8 protein-coding genes are annotated in these 19209 nt (G+C 62.5%); 6 read left to right on the forward strand and 2 right to left on the reverse strand.

Going from position 1 to position 19209, the window contains the following annotated elements; all coding sequences use genetic code 11:
- Nucleotides 1–313: 313 nt before the first annotated feature.
- From GGQ67_RS10155 to GGQ67_RS10175, 5 genes are all read left to right on the forward strand, one after another.
- A complete protein-coding gene (locus tag GGQ67_RS10155; RefSeq protein ID WP_183900029.1) occupies nucleotides 314–8833 on the forward strand; it encodes a glycoside hydrolase family 94 protein in 8520 nt (2839 codons plus the stop codon).
- Nucleotides 8834–8930: 97 nt separating this feature from the next.
- Nucleotides 8931–10166, forward strand: a complete 1236-nt coding sequence (locus GGQ67_RS10160; RefSeq protein WP_343056501.1) for an OpgC family protein — start codon at nucleotides 8931–8933, stop codon at nucleotides 10164–10166.
- Nucleotides 10167–10189: 23 nt separating this feature from the next.
- The gene (locus tag GGQ67_RS10165; RefSeq protein WP_183900030.1) at nucleotides 10190–10390 is read left to right on the forward strand and encodes a hypothetical protein; all 201 of its coding nucleotides are present in this window, start codon (nucleotides 10190–10192) and stop codon (nucleotides 10388–10390) included.
- Between the two features lie 110 nt (nucleotides 10391–10500).
- A complete protein-coding gene (locus GGQ67_RS10170) occupies nucleotides 10501–11535 on the forward strand; it encodes an aspartate-semialdehyde dehydrogenase (RefSeq protein ID WP_183900033.1) in 1035 nt (344 codons plus the stop codon).
- A 168-nt stretch (nucleotides 11536–11703) separates the two neighbouring features.
- On the forward strand, nucleotides 11704–12528 hold the full coding sequence (locus tag GGQ67_RS10175; protein ID WP_183900034.1) for a lytic murein transglycosylase: 825 nt from the start codon (nucleotides 11704–11706) through the stop codon (nucleotides 12526–12528).
- Nucleotides 12529–12599: 71 nt separating this feature from the next.
- On the opposite strand, the gene GGQ67_RS10180 is transcribed toward GGQ67_RS10175, so the two are convergent.
- Complete coding sequence (locus GGQ67_RS10180) at nucleotides 12600–13241, reverse strand: carbonic anhydrase (RefSeq protein WP_183900036.1); 642 nt, start codon at nucleotides 13239–13241, stop codon at nucleotides 12600–12602.
- Nucleotides 13242–13310: 69 nt separating this feature from the next.
- The gene (gene pdxY, locus GGQ67_RS10185; protein ID WP_183900037.1) at nucleotides 13311–14186 is read right to left on the reverse strand and encodes a pyridoxal kinase PdxY; all 876 of its coding nucleotides are present in this window, start codon (nucleotides 14184–14186) and stop codon (nucleotides 13311–13313) included.
- Nucleotides 14187–14432: 246 nt separating this feature from the next.
- Here pdxY and GGQ67_RS10190 point away from each other — a divergent pair, with 246 nt between their 5' ends.
- Nucleotides 14433–19208: an NAD-glutamate dehydrogenase gene (locus GGQ67_RS10190; RefSeq protein ID WP_183900039.1), complete on the forward strand. Its 4776-nt coding sequence runs from the start codon at nucleotides 14433–14435 to the stop codon at nucleotides 19206–19208.
- Nucleotide 19209: the final 1 nt, after the last annotated feature.

Raw genomic sequence — 19209 nt, forward strand, 5'->3', positions numbered from 1 at the left:
AATCCGGCGTCCCAAAGGCGCCGGATTTTTCGTGCGTTTACCACTTGCCGAAACCTCTTGACTTGAATTGTCGCAATAGTGTCCAACTTTCCCGATTGGCTTGGCGGGGAGGCGTCGTTCAATCGCACCCACCTCTTTGCCCGGCTGGTCGCAAGATCATATCTAAATCGATTCGCATTGCCGTTCGATTGCAACCGCCAATGTTTTCAATGTGGCCGCAAAAGACCGGTACTGTTCATGCGGCAGTCATATTTGGCAGTGCACAAGGCAAACCCTAACGACCATAACTTTGTTTGGATCCAGAACCGAACCCATGTCTATTTCCCCCACGTCTCCGAGCCTGTCCCGCGAGTCCGAAACCAAGCAGATCGATCACAACGACTCGATCCGCGCGACCTATATGTCGATAGAAGACATCAGGGCGATGGGTGCATCAGCAGCCACGTCAGGTGTCGATTCGCTGGTCGCTTTCGCACCCTTCGACTTCTTCGCCCGGCATAAGGAGAACGAAAAGGAAATCCTGCGCGTCTACCGCACGACAGCGGCCGACGTGGAGGCCGGCGAGACCATTACCCCGGCCGCCGAGTGGCTTCTGGACAACCACTACATTGTCGAGGAAGCGATCCAGGAAGTCCGCCGCGACTTCCCCAAGCGCTTCTACCGCGAATTGCCGACAATCGACGTGAACGGCACAAAGATCCCGCGCACGCTGGCACTGGCCTGGCTCTATGTCGCCCACACCCACAGCACCATTTCGCAGGAAAGCCTCACCGCGCTGGTCGACGGTTTCCAGGAACACGAGACATTACGGATCGGCGAGCTCTGGGCGCTGCCTTCGCTGGTGCGCTACGTTCTGGTCGAAAACCTGCGCCGCATCTCGATCCGCGTTGAGCGCAGCCGCCGCATGCGCCGCCGCGCCAACGAAGCCGCCGACGAATTGGTGCGCCTGACCGACCCGGCAAAAGCCACCGAGTATCTGAAGACGCTTGAGCCGCTTGCCGAGGACAACACCTTCTCGACGCAGTTCCTCTACCGCATGCGCGACGGCTCGCAGACATCGAGCCTCGCCATTACATGGCTGGACGAACGCCTCGAGGCGCTCGGCCGTGACACCGAAGCGACGACGATGGCCGAGCACAGCCGTCTCTCCTCCGGCAACGTCACGATGGGCAACATCATCCGCAGCCTGCGCGAGATCGACGACACCGAATGGTCGGTCTGGGTCGAGCAGGTCAGCCATGTCGACAAGCTGCTTTGGGACAACTCCGACTACGGCCTTCTCGACTCCGGCTCGCGCAACAAGTATCGCAAGCAGATCGAAAAGCTCGCCAAGCGCTCGACCATGACCGAAATGGAGATCGCGCAGCTCGCGCTCGACATGACGGCCGAGGCGAAGGAATCGGGCGAGGACGAGCCGCACGAACCCAATGTCGGCAGCTTCCTGGCCGGCGCGCAGCGCCCGAAGCTGGAAGCGAGAGCGGTTTACAACCCGACGCTGGTGCAGCACTTCGTTCGCGCCGTGCGCCGGTTCAACTGGCTGTCGATCGCGGTGCCGGTGCTGCTCCTGACCATTCTCGCGATGGTCGTCGTCGGCCAGTTCATGGCGAGCGCCGGCATGGCGCCGATCGCGATCATCCTGCTCCTGATCATGTTCTCGCTGCCGGCATCCGAAGGCGCGACGGGTCTCTTCAACACCGTGCTCTCCTTCTTCGTCACGCCGGCACGCCTGGTGGGCTACGAGTTCAAGGAGGGCATTCCCGAGGACGCACGCACGCTTCTGGTCGTTCCCTGCCTGATCTCGAACCGCGACAGCGTAGATGAACTCGTCCGCAACATCGAAGTTCACTATCTCGCCAACCCGCGGGGCGAAATCTACTTCGCGCTGCTGAGCGACTGGCCGGACAGCCAGGTCGAGGAAACGGCGGCCGATCTCGAAGTTCTCGACTACGCGCGCCGCGAAGTCGCCAACCTTTCGGCTCGCTACGCCTATGACGGCAAGACCCGCTTCTACCTGCTACACCGCCGCCGCCTCTACAATCCGTCGGAAGGCGCATGGATGGGCTGGGAGCGCAAGCGCGGCAAGCTGCACGAGCTGAACCTGCTCCTGCGCGGCGACCGCGACACGACCTATCTGCCGGGCGCCAATATCGTGCCTGAAAACGTGCAATACGTGATGACGCTCGACGCCGATACGCGCCTGATGCGCGACGCCGTCACCAAGCTCGTCGGCAAGCTCTATCACCCGACCAACCGCCCCGTGATCAACCCTGAGACCGGCCGTGTCGAAAGCGGCTACGGCGTCTTGCAGCCTCGCGTGACGCCATCTTTGACGACGGGCAAGGACGCATCGGTCTTCCAGCGCGTCTTCTCGATCAACCGCGGTCTGGACCCCTATGTCTTCACCGTCTCCGACGTCTATCAGGACCTCGCGGGCGAGGGCACCTTCACCGGCAAGGGCCTCTATCACGTCGACGCCTTCGAAGCGGCCCTGAAGGGACGCATCGAGGAAAACTCGGTTCTCAGCCACGATCTGCTTGAAGGTTCGATGGCGCGCTGCGCGCTCGTCACCGACCTCGAGCTCGTCGAGGACTTCCCGACCCGCTACGAAGTGGAAACCTCGCGCCAGCATCGCTGGGCGCGTGGCGACTGGCAGCTTCTGCCCTACATGTTCAGCACCAAGCACGGTGTCACCGCGCTCGGCCGCTGGAAGATGTTCGACAACCTGCGCCGCTCGCTGACCCCGATCGCCTGGTTCTTCGCCTCCGTACTCGGCTGGTACTTCATGAACCCGCTCGGCGCCCTGATCTGGCAGATCGTGCTGATCTTCTGCCTGTTCGTCGCACCGACGCTGTCGCTCATCAACGGCATCATCCCGCGCACAAGCGATATCGTCGCCCGCGCCCACCTTTATACCGTCTGGTCCGACATCCGCGCCGCCAATGCGCAGGTGGCACTCCGCATCGTCTTCATCGCCGACGGCGCCTGCATGATGGCCGACGCCATCGGTCGCTCCCTCTACCGCCTCTTCGTCAGCCACAAGCTGATGCTGCAGTGGAAAACCGCGGCAAGCGTCCAGGCCGGCAAACAGGGCACGATCTGGTCCTACTACAAGGCGATGTGGCATGCGCCGGTGCTGGCACTGCTCGGCCTCGCCTTCGCCGTCCTTTCCGGCGACCAGGCCTATCTCGTCGGCATTCCTTTCGTTGCGCTCTGGATCCTCTCTCCGCTGGTGGCCTACTATGTGAGCCAGTCGGCGGAAACCGAAGATCGCCTCGAAGTGGCCGAATCCGTCTCCAACGACCTGCGCAAGATCGCGCGTCGCACCTGGCGCTATTTCGACACTTTCACGACGGCCGAACAGAACTATCTGCCGCCTGACAACGTCCAGGAAACACCGCACGTCATCGTCGCGACCCGCACGTCTCCGACCAACATCGGCGTCTATCTCTTGTCCGTGGTGTCGGGCCGCCAGTTCGGCTGGTTCTCCTTCGAGGAAACCATCGAGCGTCTGGAGCAGACGATCGCCACCATCGACAAGATGGAGAAGTTCCGCGGTCACCTGTTCAACTGGTACCACACCGATACGCTGGAAACGCTTGGGCCGCGCTATGTCTCGGCCGTCGACAGCGGCAACCTCGCCGGTCACCTGATCGCGATCTCGTCGGCCTGCCGCAACTGGGCCGAAGCCCCGTCCGCGCACATGCAGGGCAGCCTCGACGGCGTCGGCGATACGGCCGGTATCCTGGCCGAAGTGCTGGCCGACCTGCCGGATGATCGCAAGACCGTGCGTCCGCTGCGCCGCCGCCTGGAGGAGCGCATCATCGGCTTCCAGAACGCGCTCGCCGCCGTCAAGCGCGAGCACGAATTCGCGTCGATCCGCATCATCAACCTCTCGGTCCTTGCCCGCGACATCCAGAAGCTCGCCGCCAACCTCGATCACGAGGTGAAGTCGGCACTCAGCGCCGAGGTCACCCAATGGGCCGAGGCGCTGGTCAAGGTCTGCGAAGCCCATATCTCCGACAGTACCTTCGACCTCGCCAACATCGACGCGCTCCGCCCGCGTCTGATCGCGCTACGCGACAAGGCACGCGATCTGGCCTTCTCGATGGACTTTGGCTTCCTCTTCCGTCCGGAGCGTCGTCTTCTGTCGATCGGTTACCGCGTCGAAAGCGGCGAGCTCGATCAGGCCTGCTACGACCTTCTCGCCTCCGAATGCCGCCTGACCAGCCTCTTCGGCATCGCCAAGGGCGATCTGCCGACCGAGCACTGGTACCGCCTCGGCCGCCAGGTCGTGCCTGTCGGCTCGCGCGGCGCGCTGGTCTCCTGGTCCGGCTCGATGTTCGAATATCTGATGCCGCCTCTCGTCATGCAGGAGCGTGGCGGCGGCATCCTCAACCAAACCAACAATCTGGTCGTGGTCGAGCAGATGAACTACGCCCGCAAGCTGGGCATTCCGTGGGGCATCTCGGAAGCGGCCTTCAACGCCCGCGACCATAACCTCAACTACCAGTACACGAACTTCGGCGTTCCCACGCTCGGCCTGAAGCGTGGCCTCGGCCACAACGCCGTCATCGCCCCTTACGCCTCGATCCTCGCCAGCCAGTACAACCCGCCAGCGGCGATCGAGAACCTGGAACGCCTGCGCAAGCTCGGCGCGCTTGGAAAATACGGCTTCCACGATGCGGTGGACTTCACGCCGACCCGCGTGCCCGAAGGCAAGACCTGCGCGGTGGTCTACAACTACTATGCCCACCACCACGGCATGTCGATCGCGGCCGTCGCCAACGTCGCTTTCAACGGTCACCTGCGCGAACTCTTCCACTCCGATCCCGTCATCGAAGCGGCCGAGCTGATGCTGCAGGAAAAGGCGCCGCGCGACATTCCAGTGATGAGCGGCAAGCACGAGTCCGACACGCCTGCCAGCATCCAGGACGACCTGTTGCGTCCGGAAATCCGCAAGATCTACGATCCGGCGGCGCGCGATCGCGAACTGGTCTTCCTGTCGAATGGCCACTACTCGATGATGCTCACCGCAACCGGCGCCGGTTACTCGCGCTGGAACGGCCAGTCCGTTTCACGCTGGAAGCCCGATCCGACCGAGGATCGCTGGGGCACCTTCATCTTCCTGCGCGACACCGCCACCAACGAATGGTGGTCGGCAACGGCGGAACCGAAGAGCATCGAAGGCGAGCAGGTCAAGGTTCTCTTCGCCGATGAAAAGGCGGAATTCACCAAGACCGTTGGCGATCTCACCAGTGAGGTCGAGGTCATCGTCGCCACCGAGCACGACGCCGAAGGCCGCCGCCTGACGCTGCTCAACACCGGCGCGGAAGACCGCTTCATCGAAGTGACCTCCTATCTCGAGCCGGTGCTCACCACCGACGACACCGACAACGCCCATCCGGCCTTCGCCCGCATGTTCGTGAAGACGGAGATCGGCAAGCGCGGCGACGTCATTCGCGTCGAGCGTAACAAGCGCGACGGCAACGAACCGAATATCGCGGTCGCGCATCTGATCGTCGACAACGCCGGCACGACGCGCCCCACCGAGTTCGAAACCGACCGCCGCAAGTTCCTCGGACGCGGCCGCAGCCTTGCAAACGCTGCCGCCTTCGACCAGGGCGCCACGCTGTCGGGCACCGATGGTTTCACGCTCGATCCGGTGCTGTCGCTCCGCCGCACCGTCCGTGTTCCCGCCGGCAAGAAGGTCAGCGTGATTTTCTGGACCATCGCGGCACCATCACGCAACGAGGTGGACCAGGCGGTCGATCGCTACCGCCACGCCGATTCCTTCAATCACGAACTCGTCCAGGCCTGGACACGCACGCAGGTGCAGATGCGCCACGTCGGCGTCACCTCGCAACAGGCGTCCGCCTTCCAGCATCTCGGCCGCCACCTCGTCTACCCGGACATGTATCTGCGCGCGGATACGGCCGCGGTTCAGGCGGGCATGCAGTCGCAGTCCTCGCTTTGGCCGCTGGCGATTTCGGGCGATTTCCCGATCTTCACGCTGCGCATCAACGACGACATGGACCTCGACATCGCCAAGGAGGCGCTGCTGGCACAGGAATACCTGCGCTCGCGTGGTGTCACCGCCGATCTGGTGATCATGAACGAGCGCGCCTCTTCCTATGCGCAGGACATGCAGCACGCCGTCGACCAGATGGCCGAGAACGTCCGTCGTCTCGGCCAGGCCGACGGGCTGCGCCAGCACATCTTCACGGTCCGCAAGGACCTGATGGAGGAATCGACCTACCATGCGCTGATTTCGGCATCCCGCGTCACCTTCCATGCCAAGAACGGCAAGATCATCGATCAGATCAATCGTGCCGTGGCGTTGTTCGCGCCGACCAAGGAAGAGCAGCTGGAACTCGAGAAGGCCAACGCCGCCCGGTCGCGGGCCAAGCGCACGGCACCAGCCGCCAGGGCCTCGGTCCCGGCACTGGTTATCGAAGAGCACGGCGATCTGAACTTCTGGAACGGCATCGGCGGCTTCTCCGGCGATGGTCGCGAGTATGTCGTCCGCATCCCGGGCGGCCACGCCACCCCGCAGCCGTGGATCAACGTAATCTCCAACGAGAAATTTGGTTTCCACGTCGCGGCCGAAGGCGCGGGCTTCACCTGGAGCACCAATTCGCGTGACTACCAGCTGACCCCGTGGACCAATGACGCGGTCATCAACCGGCCGGGCGAGGCGATCTATGTGATGGATCGCGACAGCGGCGCCGTCATGACACCCTTCGCCGCCCTGTCCGATCGCCAGGACATCCAGTTCGAGGCCCGGCACGGCCTCGGCTACTCGGTCTTCTCCAGCGTCCAGAACGACGTGGCGCTGGAACTGACCCAGACGGTCGATCGCGAACGTCCGGTGAAGCTCCAGCGGTTGCGCCTGCGCAACAATGGCGGCAGCCAGCGCAAGCTTCGTCTCTACGGCTATGTCGAGTGGGTGCTCGGCAACAATCCGCAGAAGACGGCGCCGTTCATTCTCTCCGAGCATGACGCCGAGACCGGCGCCCTGTTTGCGAGCAACAACTACAGCATCGACTACTCCTCGCGCGTGGCGTTCTTCGCTGCCAGCGAAACATTGTCGGGCTACACGGCAAGCCGTCGCGAGTTCATTGGCAAGGCGGGCAGCATCAAGGCTCCGATGGCCTTGAATCCGGCTACCGTTCTGTCGAGCAATATCGATCTGGACGGCGATCCGGCGGCGGCTCTCGCGATCGACATCGATCTCGCCGCTGGGGAGGAGCGCGATGTCATCCTTTATCTCGGCGACACCGCGACGAAGGAGGAAGCCCGCGCGCTGATAACGGATATCCGCAAGTCGTCCTTCGACGGTACGGTACAGGCAAATCGGGATTTCTGGCACGCCTTCACCGGCAAGCTCCAGATCTCGACCCCCGACCAGGGCATGAACACCCTGATCAACACCTGGCTCCCCTACCAGAGCCTCGGCTGCCGCATCATGGCACGCACCGCCTTCTATCAGGCCAGCGGCGCCTTCGGCTTCCGCGACCAGCTGCAGGACACCCTGGCTTTCGTGCTGCACGAGCCATCGATCGCCCGCAAGCAGATCGTCAACGCCGCCTCGCGTCAGTTCCGGGAAGGCGATGTCCAGCATTGGTGGCTGCCGGGAACCGGTGCCGGCGTTCGCACGCTGATTTCCGACGACGTGGTCTGGCTGGCCTACGCCATCCATCACTATTGCACGGTGACCGGCGATAAGAGCGTTCTTGAAGATGAGCTCTCCTTCATCGAGGGTCCGGCGCTTCTGCAGGGTCAGCACGACTCCTTCTATCGCCCGGAAATATCCGAGGACAAGGTGAGCATATACGAGCATGCCGCGATCGCGCTCGACCTCGCCATCGCCCGCAAGGGGGCGAACGGCCTGCCGCTGTTTCTCGGCGGCGACTGGAACGACGGCATGAACCGCGTCGGCATCGGCGGCAAGGGCACGAGCGTCTGGCTCGGCTGGTTCCTCGCCGGCGCGCTCCGCTCCTTCAGCACCTTCGCCGCCGAACGTGGCGACACGGCCCGCGTCGAGCGCTGGAGCAAGCATCTGGCCGAACTCAAGGCGGCGCTTGAAAGCGCTGGCTGGGACGGCGCCCACTATCGCCGCGGCACCTTCGACGACGGCAGCCTGCTCGGCTCGAAGGAAAGCCTGGAATGCCAGATCGATTCGATCGCGCAGTCCTGGAGCGTGCTGTCAGGGGAGGGCGATCCGGCCCATGCCGCCAAGGCGATGGACTCGGTGCTCTCGAAGCTGGTGGACATGGATGCGCGCATCATCCGCCTGTTCACGCCACCCTTCGCCAACTCGGCCAAGGATCCCGGCTACATCAAGGCCTATCCGCCCGGCGTTCGCGAAAACGGCGGCCAGTACACCCATGCGGCCACCTGGGTGGTCATGGCGCTGGCCGAACTCAACCGTGGCGATGACGCGCTGCGTTGCTTCGACCTCCTGAACCCGATCAGCCACTCCAGGGACCCGGCTTCGGCCGAGCACTACCGCGTGGAACCCTATGTCATCGCCGCCGACGTCTATGGCGACGGCGACTTGACCGGTCGCGGTGGCTGGACCTGGTACACCGGTTCCGCCGGCTGGCTCTACCGCGCGGCCGTCGAGGGCATCCTTGGAATCCGGCTCAAGAACGGCCGTATCCATGTGAAGCCGTCGCTGCCGACAACATGGGAAGGCTTCTCCGCGGAAATCGAGCACGCTGGGACCAAATACCTCATTTCGGTCTCAAAATCGTCCCATCCGCGGGGGTACGATCTGACCATCAACGGACGTCAAGTCACCGATCCCGACGAGGGATATCCGGTCGGATAACCGCACTTTTCCTGCAAACCATCCGGCGATTCGTTGAGGCCAAAGGGGAAACCTTTTGGCCTCAACTGCGTTTGCAAATGGAAGCATGGAGAGGTCAATGGTAACGACGCCCGAAAATACGTTCGGTGCGGAGCGCAGGATTGCGACCGCGGCGCCATCGAAACGAGACACGCGATTGGACGTTCTGCGCGGTCTCGCGTTGATCACGATCTTCATCAATCATGTGCCCGGCCAGATTTTCGAATATCTGACCACCAAGAACTACGGCTTTTCGGACGCGGCCGAAGCCTTCGTGCTGATCTCGGGCATCGCCGTGGGTATCGCATACGGCTCGCGCTTCAAGATCGGCGCCTGGTTCGAAACCGCCAAGCAATCGACGAAGCGCGCCTTCACGCTCTATCTCGCCCACATGATCACCACGTTCATGACGCTCGCGCTCTTCCTCGCGGGTGCCTGGCTGTTTCATCGCCCGGGGCTTCTCTGCCAGATCAACATCCTCGCTGTTCTCACCAACCCGCAGGCCGGCATTCCCTCCCTGATGCTGCTTGGCCACCAGATCGGCTACAACAACATCCTGCCGATGTATGGGGCCCTGATGCTCATGGTGCCCATCATTCTGCTGCTGGAAGCCAAGAGCCCGCTGCTCGCCTTGGGGGTATCGGGCTCGGTCTGGCTGCTCTCCGGCATCTTCGAGATCGCGCCACGAAACACGCTGATCGAGGGCTACTGGTTCCTCAATCCGCTGTCCTGGCAGTTCCTCTTCACCATCGGCATCGTCGGCATGATGCATGTGCGCCGTGGCGGCAAGCTGCCGCGCCACCCGCTGCTGATGGCTCTGGCTGCCGGTTATGTCGGTCTGTCCTTCGTGTGGGTCGTCGGTCAGCTTTGGGGCATCGGCAACACGCTGGCGTCGCTCGGCCTTCCGACCGTCATTACCGGTTTCGACAAGACCTTCCTGTCCTTGCCCCGCCTGTTGCACGTGCTGGCGCTTGGCTATCTGGTACTCAACATCGACGCGCTCTCCAGTCTGCTGCGCCGTCCGGAAAGCAATCCGCTGGTCATCTTCGGCCGCCATTCGCTGAACATTTTCGTCGCCGGCACGATCCTGGCGATGGTCGGTCAGGTGCTGCTTTACATCAGCAATGGCGACAAGGTCATTGGCCCGATCTTCGTGGTTCTCGGCCTCGTTATCCAGTTCGTCTACGCCTATCATCTGGAAAACAAGCGCAAGCTCGCTCGCGCCGCCTCCGGCAAGGTCAGGGCACCGCAGACCGGGGGATTGCAGGCGGTTTCCGTGCGTGCCGATCGCTCCCGTGGCATGAACAGGAAGTAACACCTCAAGGCCGCTTCGGCGCCATGCGCGGCGGCGCGGCCTTGCGCAAAAACCTTGACTCCTGTGGAAAACCTTTTATGAGCAGCGGTGGAAAAGGAATATCCATGGTTCTGCAGGAACACGCCATTGCCGCACGCAGTGACCGGGCACGAGTTGCCGGGGTGGTTATGATTTTTCCGGTTTCTTCCAAAACCAAGGCCAAAACGACGACGAAAACCGTCTGACGTCTCTGGCCTGCCGCTCTCTCCCCGGCTCGGCTGGGGACAGGAAGCCGCAATCGTTGCGCGCTTTCCCCCTCACCGAACTAGAGGAGAGATGAGAAAGAGAGCTTGAAATGGGTTTTAAAGTTGCAGTTGCGGGAGCCACCGGAAATGTCGGCCGGGAGATGCTCAACATTCTTTCCGAACGCGGTTTTCCCGCAGACGAAGTCGTAGCGCTCGCCTCCGCGCGCTCGCAGGGTCTCGAGGTTTCCTATGGCGACAAGACCCTCAAGGTCATGAACCTCGAGAATTACGATTTTTCCGACACCGATATCTGCCTGATGTCGGCTGGCGGCGAGGTATCGAAGAAGTGGTCGCCGAAGATCGGCGCGCAGGGCTGCGTCGTGATCGACAACTCCTCCGCATGGCGCTACGATCAGGACGTTCCGCTGGTGGTTCCCGAAGTGAACCCTGATGCCATCGAGCAGTTCACCAAGCGCAACATCATCGCCAATCCGAATTGCTCAACCGCGCAGCTCGTCGTCGCGCTGAAGCCGCTTCACGACGCCGCCACCATCAAGCGCGTCGTCGTCTCGACCTACCAGTCCGTTTCCGGCGCGGGCAAGGACGGCATGGACGAACTCTTCAACCAGACACGCGCCGTCTTCGTCGCCGATCCGATCGAGAACAAGAAGTTCACCAAGCGCATCGCCTTCAACGTCATCCCGCACATCGACAGCTTCATGGAAGACGGTTACACGAAGGAAGAGTGGAAGGTTCTGGCCGAAACCAAGAAGATGCTCGACCCGAAGATCAAGGTGACCTGCACGGCCGTGCGCGTCCCCGTCTTCATCGGCCACTCGGAATCGGTCAACATCGAGTTCGAGAAGGAAATCACCGCCGATCAGGCCCGCGATATCCTGCGCGACGCGCCGGGTTGCCAGGTCATCGACAAGCACGAGAACGGCGGCTACATCACGCCTTACGAATCCGCCGGCGAGGACGCGACCTACATCTCGCGCATCCGTGAGGATGCGACGGTTGAGAACGGCCTCAACATGTGGGTGGTTTCCGACAATCTGCGCAAGGGCGCGGCATTGAACGCGATCCAGATCGCCGAACTGCTGGTCAATCGCGGACTTGTGAAGCCGCGCAGACAGGCTGCTTGAATATTTTCTTAACCATGTCTTGTTAAGCCCGTTACTTAAGTTAAGGCTTATTCGGAGCGCGGGATGCCAAACGGCTTCCCGCGCTTTTCAGGCGGATGGTCATGACAATATCGCCGATAACGGGCCGCAGCCCGGTTAAGGCTAGGCTGATCGAGATCGGGGTATTCGATGCGTAAGACAAGACTTTTGCTGGCGGCGGCGGCAATGCTCGCCATGTTCCAGGCAGTTCCGGCGATGGCTCAAGCGGCACCACAGTGCAGCGACACCAGCGCGGGGTTCGAACAGTGGGTGGTTGCCTTCAAGCAGCAAGCAGCGGCCAGTGGCGTCAGCCGCTCCGTTCTCGACAAGGCTTTCGCCAACGTCGTTTACAACAGACCGACCATCGCCGCCGACCGCGGCCAGAAGAGCTTCAAGCTGTCCTTTGACGCCTTCATGCAGAAGCGCGGTGGCCAGGCCATCATCTCGCGCGGCAAAGGCATGAAGCGCGCCAACGCGGCGCTCTTTGCCTCCATCGAGCGCAAGTATGGCGTTCCGGCCGGTCCACTGATCGCCATCTGGGGCATGGAAACCGGTTTCGGTAGCTACATGGGCAACCAGCACACCCTGTCGGCGGTATCCACGCTCGCTTTCGACTGCCGCCGCAGCGCCTATTTCACCGACCAGCTTTACGCCGCCCTGCAGCTCGTGGGCGAAGGCTTCCTCAGCCCGCAGGCCCGTGGCGCCGCACATGGCGAAATCGGCCAGACCCAGTTCCTGCCCCGCAACGTGGTTCTCTACGGTGCCGATGGCGATGGCGATGGCAAGGTCGACATGGTCGGCTCGCGCGCCGACGCGCTTGCCTCGACCGCGAACTTCCTGAGGGGCAAGGGCTGGACCCCGGGCGCCGGCTATCAGCCAGGCGAGCCGAACTTCGCCGCCATCGACGGTTGGAACGCCGCGACCGTCTATCAGCAGGCGATCGCCTACATCGGCCAGCAGATCGACGCGAACTGATTTCGAAAAGATGAAAATGAGAAGGCGCTGCGGGAAACCGCGGCGCCTTTTATCCGTGCCGGATGACGGTGTCAGACATCAGGGCGAATGAAGTCGCGCGTCTCCGCGTCCATGACCCACAGTTCGCCGGTCGAGATATCGAACCAGGCGCCATGCAGCTGGATCTCGCCGGCTTCCTCGCGCGCCTTGATCTCCGGAAAGGTCCGGAGATTGTCGATCGAGTTGCGTATCGACACGCGCTCCAGCGCCGTCTGGCGCTCACCCGGCGTCATTACATCATTGCTCTGGATCTGCTCGGCCGCCGGCCGCACCAGCGACATCCAGCGTCCGATGAAGTCGCCCGGCGACAACGGTTCGGCATCCGGATCGAGCGCTGCGCGGATACCGCCGCAACGGCCATGGCCCATGACGACGATATTGGCGACCTTCAGGGCCAGCACCGCGAACTCGAGCGCCGCCGAGGTCGCATGGAAATTGCTGTCCGGCTCGTACGGCGGCACCATGTTGGCGACGTTGCGCACGACGAACAGCTCGCCGGGACCGGAATCGAAGATCAGCTCCGGCGCCGCGCGTGAATCCGAACAGGCGATGACCAGCGTGCTCGGGCTCTGCCCGTGTTCCGCCAGCGTCTTGTACCGATCGCGGGCGTCGGCATAACGCCCGCTCATGAAGTTGCGATAGCCGTCGAGAAGTGTGTCTGGAAAACGCTGCATGATCTTCGATTACAGCGTGAGCGATGCAAGATCAATATCGCAGCGCCAAATGCGTTAACGGCGCAACTGCTAGCGCTTTCGCCGCTGCGCCGGATGCAGCAGATGCCGCATCTGCACCATCGCCATCGGCGTCGACAGGCTGGAGGCGTCGTTTGCGAGCGTCAGCTCGTCGCTGCCGCGCTTCACCGCGCGAGCCAGCACCTCGTAGACGCTGGCGGTCGCCAGTTGCAACGCCTTTTCGTCTTCCATGCCGGACTGAAGCCGAGACAGGAAAAGCGCGGCGAGAAGATCGCCCAGGCCGTTTGGCGGATTGTCGATCAACCGGTGTTCGGCAAGCAGCGCGTGGCGGCCGGAAAGATAGAGGTTCCCCGTTCCGCCTGCCATCAGCGGCACTGCCGAGGTCACCAGCATGCGCGCGGGACCAAGGGCGAGCGCCGCCTCCATGATCTCGCTGTTGCTCTCCAGCGGCGCGCCGGACAGCCAGGCGAGCTCATAACGATTGGGGGTCGCCAGCGATGCCAGCGGGATAAGATGGTCGCGGATCGCCTCGGCGGTCGCCTCGGGAACGTAGAGGCCGCCCAGGTCGCCCATGACGGGGTCGCAAACGTAAAAGAGATCGGGATTGCGGTCCCTGAGCGCCGCGATCAGCCGGGCGACGGAGCGCGCCTGCGCGGCATTGCCGAAATAACCCGACAGCACGGCCTTGACCTCGCCGATCCACGGCGCCCGAATGAGATCGTCGATAGCCGCATCGAAATCCCCCTCCGCGAATGTCAGCCGCGTCGAACGGCCATGACCCGGATGCCAGGGCAGAACGATGGTCGGAAGCGCCCACACCTGATGGCCGAGCGTCTCGAGCGCGAAGACCGCCGCCCGATTGCCGACCGACCCACGAACGACATGGCTCGATATGACGATGACGGTGCCTACTGCATCCTGCGACATGTTTTTCCGATCCGGGTTCCGATCCTCAGTTGATCGTCTTTTTGCCGCGCGACTGTCAACAACTCTTCATTCGGGCGTGATCAAAGTTCTGCCGAGAAAAACCACATCCGGATCATTTTTTGCAAAATTGACGACGTGCCGGCTAAATTCGCACGAAAACTGCCATCGACGTCCCCAATTTAGCAATTTTTCTGTCAAACCTTCTGCTAACCTGCGCGCAATCGAGAAAATGAGGGAACACAGTCAATGGCTGCTCGAAACAATCCGAAACGGGAAAAGCAGATAGAGAGCGCGAACAAGATCGCGACCGCGATGGGCGAGAACTATCTCGCGCCGGATGTTCTCTTCGGACGCGCCAGCGGCGACGACCTCGAATCCTACACGCCCGAGATGCTGGCAATCTCCGCCGTTCATTGCGCGGCCGAACTTGCCGCCTGGACCGGCAATGCCCCGCGCGTCACCGTGACCTCGCTTGACAATGTCGAGCCCGATGGCGTGGCGGTATCGGTCCTGTCGGTAACCGATCGAAACATGCCGTTCCTCTATGAATCGGTCATGGGCGAGGTGACGAGCAGTTACCGCGATCTCTATATGGCGGTGCATCCCATTCTCGTCATGTCGGAAGGTCACCCGCCGGAGCTCTATTCGCCGGATATGCCGGGCGAGGCGGCGAACCGCGTCAGCCACATCCAGCTTCACCTCGCACCACTCACACCGGCACAGTCGGCCGATCTGATAGAGCGCATAGAAATCGTCCTGGAACAGGTGCGATTGGCGGTTTCCGACTGGAAGCCGATGCTGGACAAGCTCGGCACCGCGATCGACGAACTGTCATCGCGCAATGTCGGCCGCCGCAAGGCGGATCGCGACGAGGCGGTCGCTTTCCTCACCTGGCTGCGCGATGCCAATTTCACGCTTCTCGGAATGCGCGAATATGTCTATTCCGGCAAGGGATCGAACGCGAAGGTCGAGCGTGACAAGGGCACGGGGCTGGGCATCCTCTCCAATCCCGATGTGCTGGTGCTTCGAACCGGCCGCGACGCTGTAACCACGACGCCCGAAATCCTCGCCTTCCTCGACGGCCCGGAATTCCTGATCGTCACCAAGGCGAACGTCAAATCCGTCGTTCATCGCCGCGCCTACATGGACTATGTCGGCGTGAAGCGTTTCGACGAGAATGGCAATGTCACCGGCGAACTGCGCATCGTCGGCCTGTTCACCTCGACGGCTTATACCTCGCTCGCAACCGATATCCCACTGCTGCGCTCCAAGGTCGAGAAGGTGAAGGAACATTTCGGCTTCGATCCGATGAGCCATTCGGGCCGCATGCTCGACAACACCCTTGAATCCTACCCCCGCGATGATCTCTTCCAGATCGACACCGCCCTGCTCTCCACCTTCGCCGAACAGATCAACGACCTTACCGACAGGCCGCGCGTACGCGTGCTGCCGCGCATCGATCACTTCGATCGTTTCGTTTCCGTCATCGTCTACGTTCCGCGTGAGGAATATGATTCGATCGTGCGGGAGAAAATAGGGACCTATCTGAAGACCATCTATGACGGTCGCGTCTCTGCTTATTACCCGGCTTTCCCCGAAGGCGGCGTCGCCCGCGTCCACTTCATCATCGGCCGCTCCGGCGGAAAGACACCGCGTATCCACCAGGCGAAACTGGAAGAAGCAATTCGCGCCATCACGGCCCGTTGGGACGACCGCTTCGAAATGCTCGCCGGTCCGAAGGCGCCCAGGATCACGGTCAGCAACGCGTTCCAGGATCTGTTCCCGCCAGAAGAAACATTCGCCGACTTCGCCGATATCGTCGGCTGCGCGACGGGCGAACAGACCCGCATCGAATTCTACACGCGCATCAAGGACGGCACGTCGCTCCTGTGCCTGAAGATCTTTCACGCCGACGGCCAGCTCGCGCTCTCCCGCCGCGTGCCGCTTCTCGAAAATCTCGGCTTTAGCGTCATCAGCGAGGGTACGTTCGACATCGGCGTGACGCTGGCCGACGGCAGCGAAAAGCTGGTTGTCCTGCATGACATGGAACTCGAAGCCCAGAGCGGCGCGGAAATCGATCTGCAGCAGCATGGCGCAGCACTCGAAGAAGCGTTCCTGTCGGCCTTCGCCGGCGTCATCGACAACGACAACTTCAACCGCCTGATCATCTCGGCCGGGCTTTCGGCGCGCGAGGCAAGCGTTCTCAGAGCCTATTCGCGCTATCTCAGACAGGCGGGGATCGCTTATTCGCAGGACTACATCGCAACGACTCTGGATAAATATCCGGCTATCTCGTCGCTCATCTTCCGCCTGTTCCACGACGGCCTGGATCCGAAGCTGACGGAGAAGAGCAGGATCAAGAAGGCGACCGATCTTCACGCGAAAATCGAGACCGCTCTGTCGGATGTCCCAAGCCTCGATGACGACCGAATCCTGCGCCGATACGTCAACGTGGTCGACGCGACGCTGCGCACCAACTACTTCCAGCGCAATCCCGATGGTTCCGCCAAGGCGATGCTGGCCTTCAAGCTCGATCCGCATCTGATCGACGGTCTGCCGGCGCCGAAGCCGTTCCGTGAGATGTTCGTCTACGGCGTCGAGGTCGAGGGCGTTCACCTGCGCTTCGGCAGGGTGGCGCGCGGCGGACTGCGCTGGTCGGATCGCGCCGAGGACTATCGCACCGAGGTGCTCGGCCTCGTGAAGGCGCAGCAGGTCAAGAACGCCGTGATCGTGCCCGTCGGCGCCAAGGGCGGCTTCTATCCGAAGAGGCTCCCGATCGGCGGCAATCGCGACGAGATCTTCAACGCGGGGCGGGAAGCCTACAAGACCTATATCCGCACGCTGCTTTCGATCACCGACAACATTTCCGGCACCGAAATCATCCCGCCCGAAAACACCGTGCGGCTCGATGGCGATGACCCCTATTTCGTCGTCGCCGCCGACAAGGGCACGGCGACCTTCTCCGACACCGCGAACGCGCTGGCGCAGGAAGCCGGCTTCTGGCTCGACGACGCCTTCGCATCGGGCGGCTCGGCCGGCTACGACCACAAGAAGATGGGTATCACCGCGCGCGGCGCCTGGGAGACGGTCAAACGCCATTTCCGCGAAATGGATATCGACATTCAGACGACGCCGTTCACGGTCGCGGGCGTTGGCGACATGTCGGGCGACGTTTTCGGCAACGGCATGCTCCTGTCGCCGAAGATCCGGCTGCTGGCCGCCTTCGACCATCGCGACATCTTCATCGATCCCGATCCGGATATGGCCAAGACCCTGGCCGAGCGCCAGCGGCTGTTCAATCTGCCGCGCTCCAGCTGGCAGGATTTCGACAGGAGCCTGCTCTCGAAGGGCGGCATGATCATCTCGCGCTCGGCGAAATCGGTGACGCTCACCGCGCAGGCCGCCGCCGCGATCGGCATGGACAAGACGGTTGCCACGCCGTTTGAAGTCATGACCGCGATCCTGAAAAGCCCTGTCGACCTGCTCTGGTTCGGCGGCATCGGCACCTATGTGAAGGCGGCCGCCGAAACCGATACCGACGTCGGCGATCGCGCCAACGACCCCATCCGTATCAGCGCCGACGAGGTGCGCGCCAAGGTCATCGGCGAGGGCGCGAACCTGGGCGTCACCCAGCGCGGCCGCATCGCCTACGGACTGAAGGGTGGTCGCTGCAATTCCGACGCGATCGACAACTCCGCGGGCGTCAACACCTCCGACGTCGAAGTGAACATCAAGATAGCGCTCGCGGCCGCCATGCATGAAGGCCGGCTGCCGCGGCAGAAGCGCGACCAGCTGCTGTCCTCGATGACCGACGAAGTCAGCAAGCTGGTGCTGCGCAACAACTACCTGCAGTCGCTCGCCATCTCGCTGACCGAGCGGAAAGGCACCGCGAACGGACTGGAGCTTGCCCGCTTCATGGGTGTTCTGGAGACCGCCAAGCAGCTCAACCGCAAGGTCGAGACGCTGCCCGACGACACCGCCATGGCCGAACGATATGCCGCCAACAGACCGCTCACGCGGCCTGAGATCGGCGTCCTCCTGTCCTATGCCAAGATCGTTCTCTTCGACGCGCTTGCGGCAAGCGATTTGCCGGATGATCCCTATTTCGAGGCGACCCTCTCGCAATATTTCCCCGCCAAGATGCGCAAGTCCAACGCTTCCGATATCGCCAACCATCGCCTGAAGCGCGAGATCGTGGCGACCGTGCTGGCCAACGAAGCCATCAACCGCGGCGGCCCAAGCTTTGCCGTCAGCATGATGGACGCGACGGCCGCATCGGCACCCGAAGTTGTGCGCGCCGCCATCATCGCCCGCGACGGCTTCGATCTCGGCCGGCTCTGGGGCGAGACCGATGCGCTCGACGGCAGGATTTCCGGCCAGATGCAGAACCGTATCTACGAGGAAATCAGCCATATCTTCACCGTGCTCACGCGTCTGCTGTTGAAGATGCAGATGGCCAAGGGAGATATCGCCGAGACCATCGACAGGTTGCGTGCGGCCTTCAAGAAGCTGCAGCCGGTCTTCGCCAGCCAGGTCGTTCCCGAACTCGAGGCGCGCCAGGCCGAGTATCAGGCCGCCGGCGTGCCGGACGGGCTTTCGGCCGAAATCGCCCATCTGATCGGCTTCGCGCTCGTACCCGAGATCATGCAGATCGCTGAGCGCACGGGCGAGCCGCTGATCCGCGCCGCCGAGAGCTATTTCGCGGTCAGCAAGACCTTCCGTATCGGACGGCTGCTGGCGGCCGGCGGCCGCATCGCCACCTCGGATCACTACGAGAACCTGGCGCTGGCGCGAAGCCTCGACCAGATCGCCACCGCGCGTCGCGATATCGTCAGCTCCGCGCTGTCGAACAACGGCAAGGAAAAGCTGCCGGTGCAGGCTTGGCATGCGAGCGACCGGATCAGGATCAATCGCATCGCCGAGGAACTGGCCGGCCTCAGCGAGGGTGGCGACCCTAACCTGGCCCGCATCACCGTCGCGGCCGGCCTGCTGACCGACCTTGCAAGAGACGGGACGAGGTGAG

It is taken from the genome of Rhizobium metallidurans (assembly GCF_014196505.1).
Taxonomy (GTDB): domain Bacteria; phylum Pseudomonadota; class Alphaproteobacteria; order Rhizobiales; family Rhizobiaceae; genus Rhizobium; species Rhizobium metallidurans.

What these genes read in the sequence shown, in the direction of transcription:
- GGQ67_RS10155 (WP_183900029.1), top strand. Translation starts at nt 314, where the DNA reads ATGTCTATTTCCCCCACGTCTCCGAGCCTGTCCCGCGAGTCCGAAACC.
- GGQ67_RS10160 (WP_343056501.1), top strand. Translation starts at nt 8,931, where the DNA reads ATGGTAACGACGCCCGAAAATACGTTCGGTGCGGAGCGCAGGATTGCG.
- GGQ67_RS10165 (WP_183900030.1), top strand. Translation starts at nt 10,190, where the DNA reads ATGCGCGGCGGCGCGGCCTTGCGCAAAAACCTTGACTCCTGTGGAAAA.
- GGQ67_RS10170 (WP_183900033.1), top strand. Translation starts at nt 10,501, where the DNA reads ATGGGTTTTAAAGTTGCAGTTGCGGGAGCCACCGGAAATGTCGGCCGG.
- GGQ67_RS10175 (WP_183900034.1), top strand. Translation starts at nt 11,704, where the DNA reads ATGCGTAAGACAAGACTTTTGCTGGCGGCGGCGGCAATGCTCGCCATG.
- GGQ67_RS10180 (WP_183900036.1), bottom strand. Translation starts at nt 13,241, where the DNA reads ATGCAGCGTTTTCCAGACACACTTCTCGACGGCTATCGCAACTTCATG.
- pdxY (WP_183900037.1), bottom strand. Translation starts at nt 14,186, where the DNA reads ATGTCGCAGGATGCAGTAGGCACCGTCATCGTCATATCGAGCCATGTC.
- GGQ67_RS10190 (WP_183900039.1), top strand. Translation starts at nt 14,433, where the DNA reads ATGGCTGCTCGAAACAATCCGAAACGGGAAAAGCAGATAGAGAGCGCG.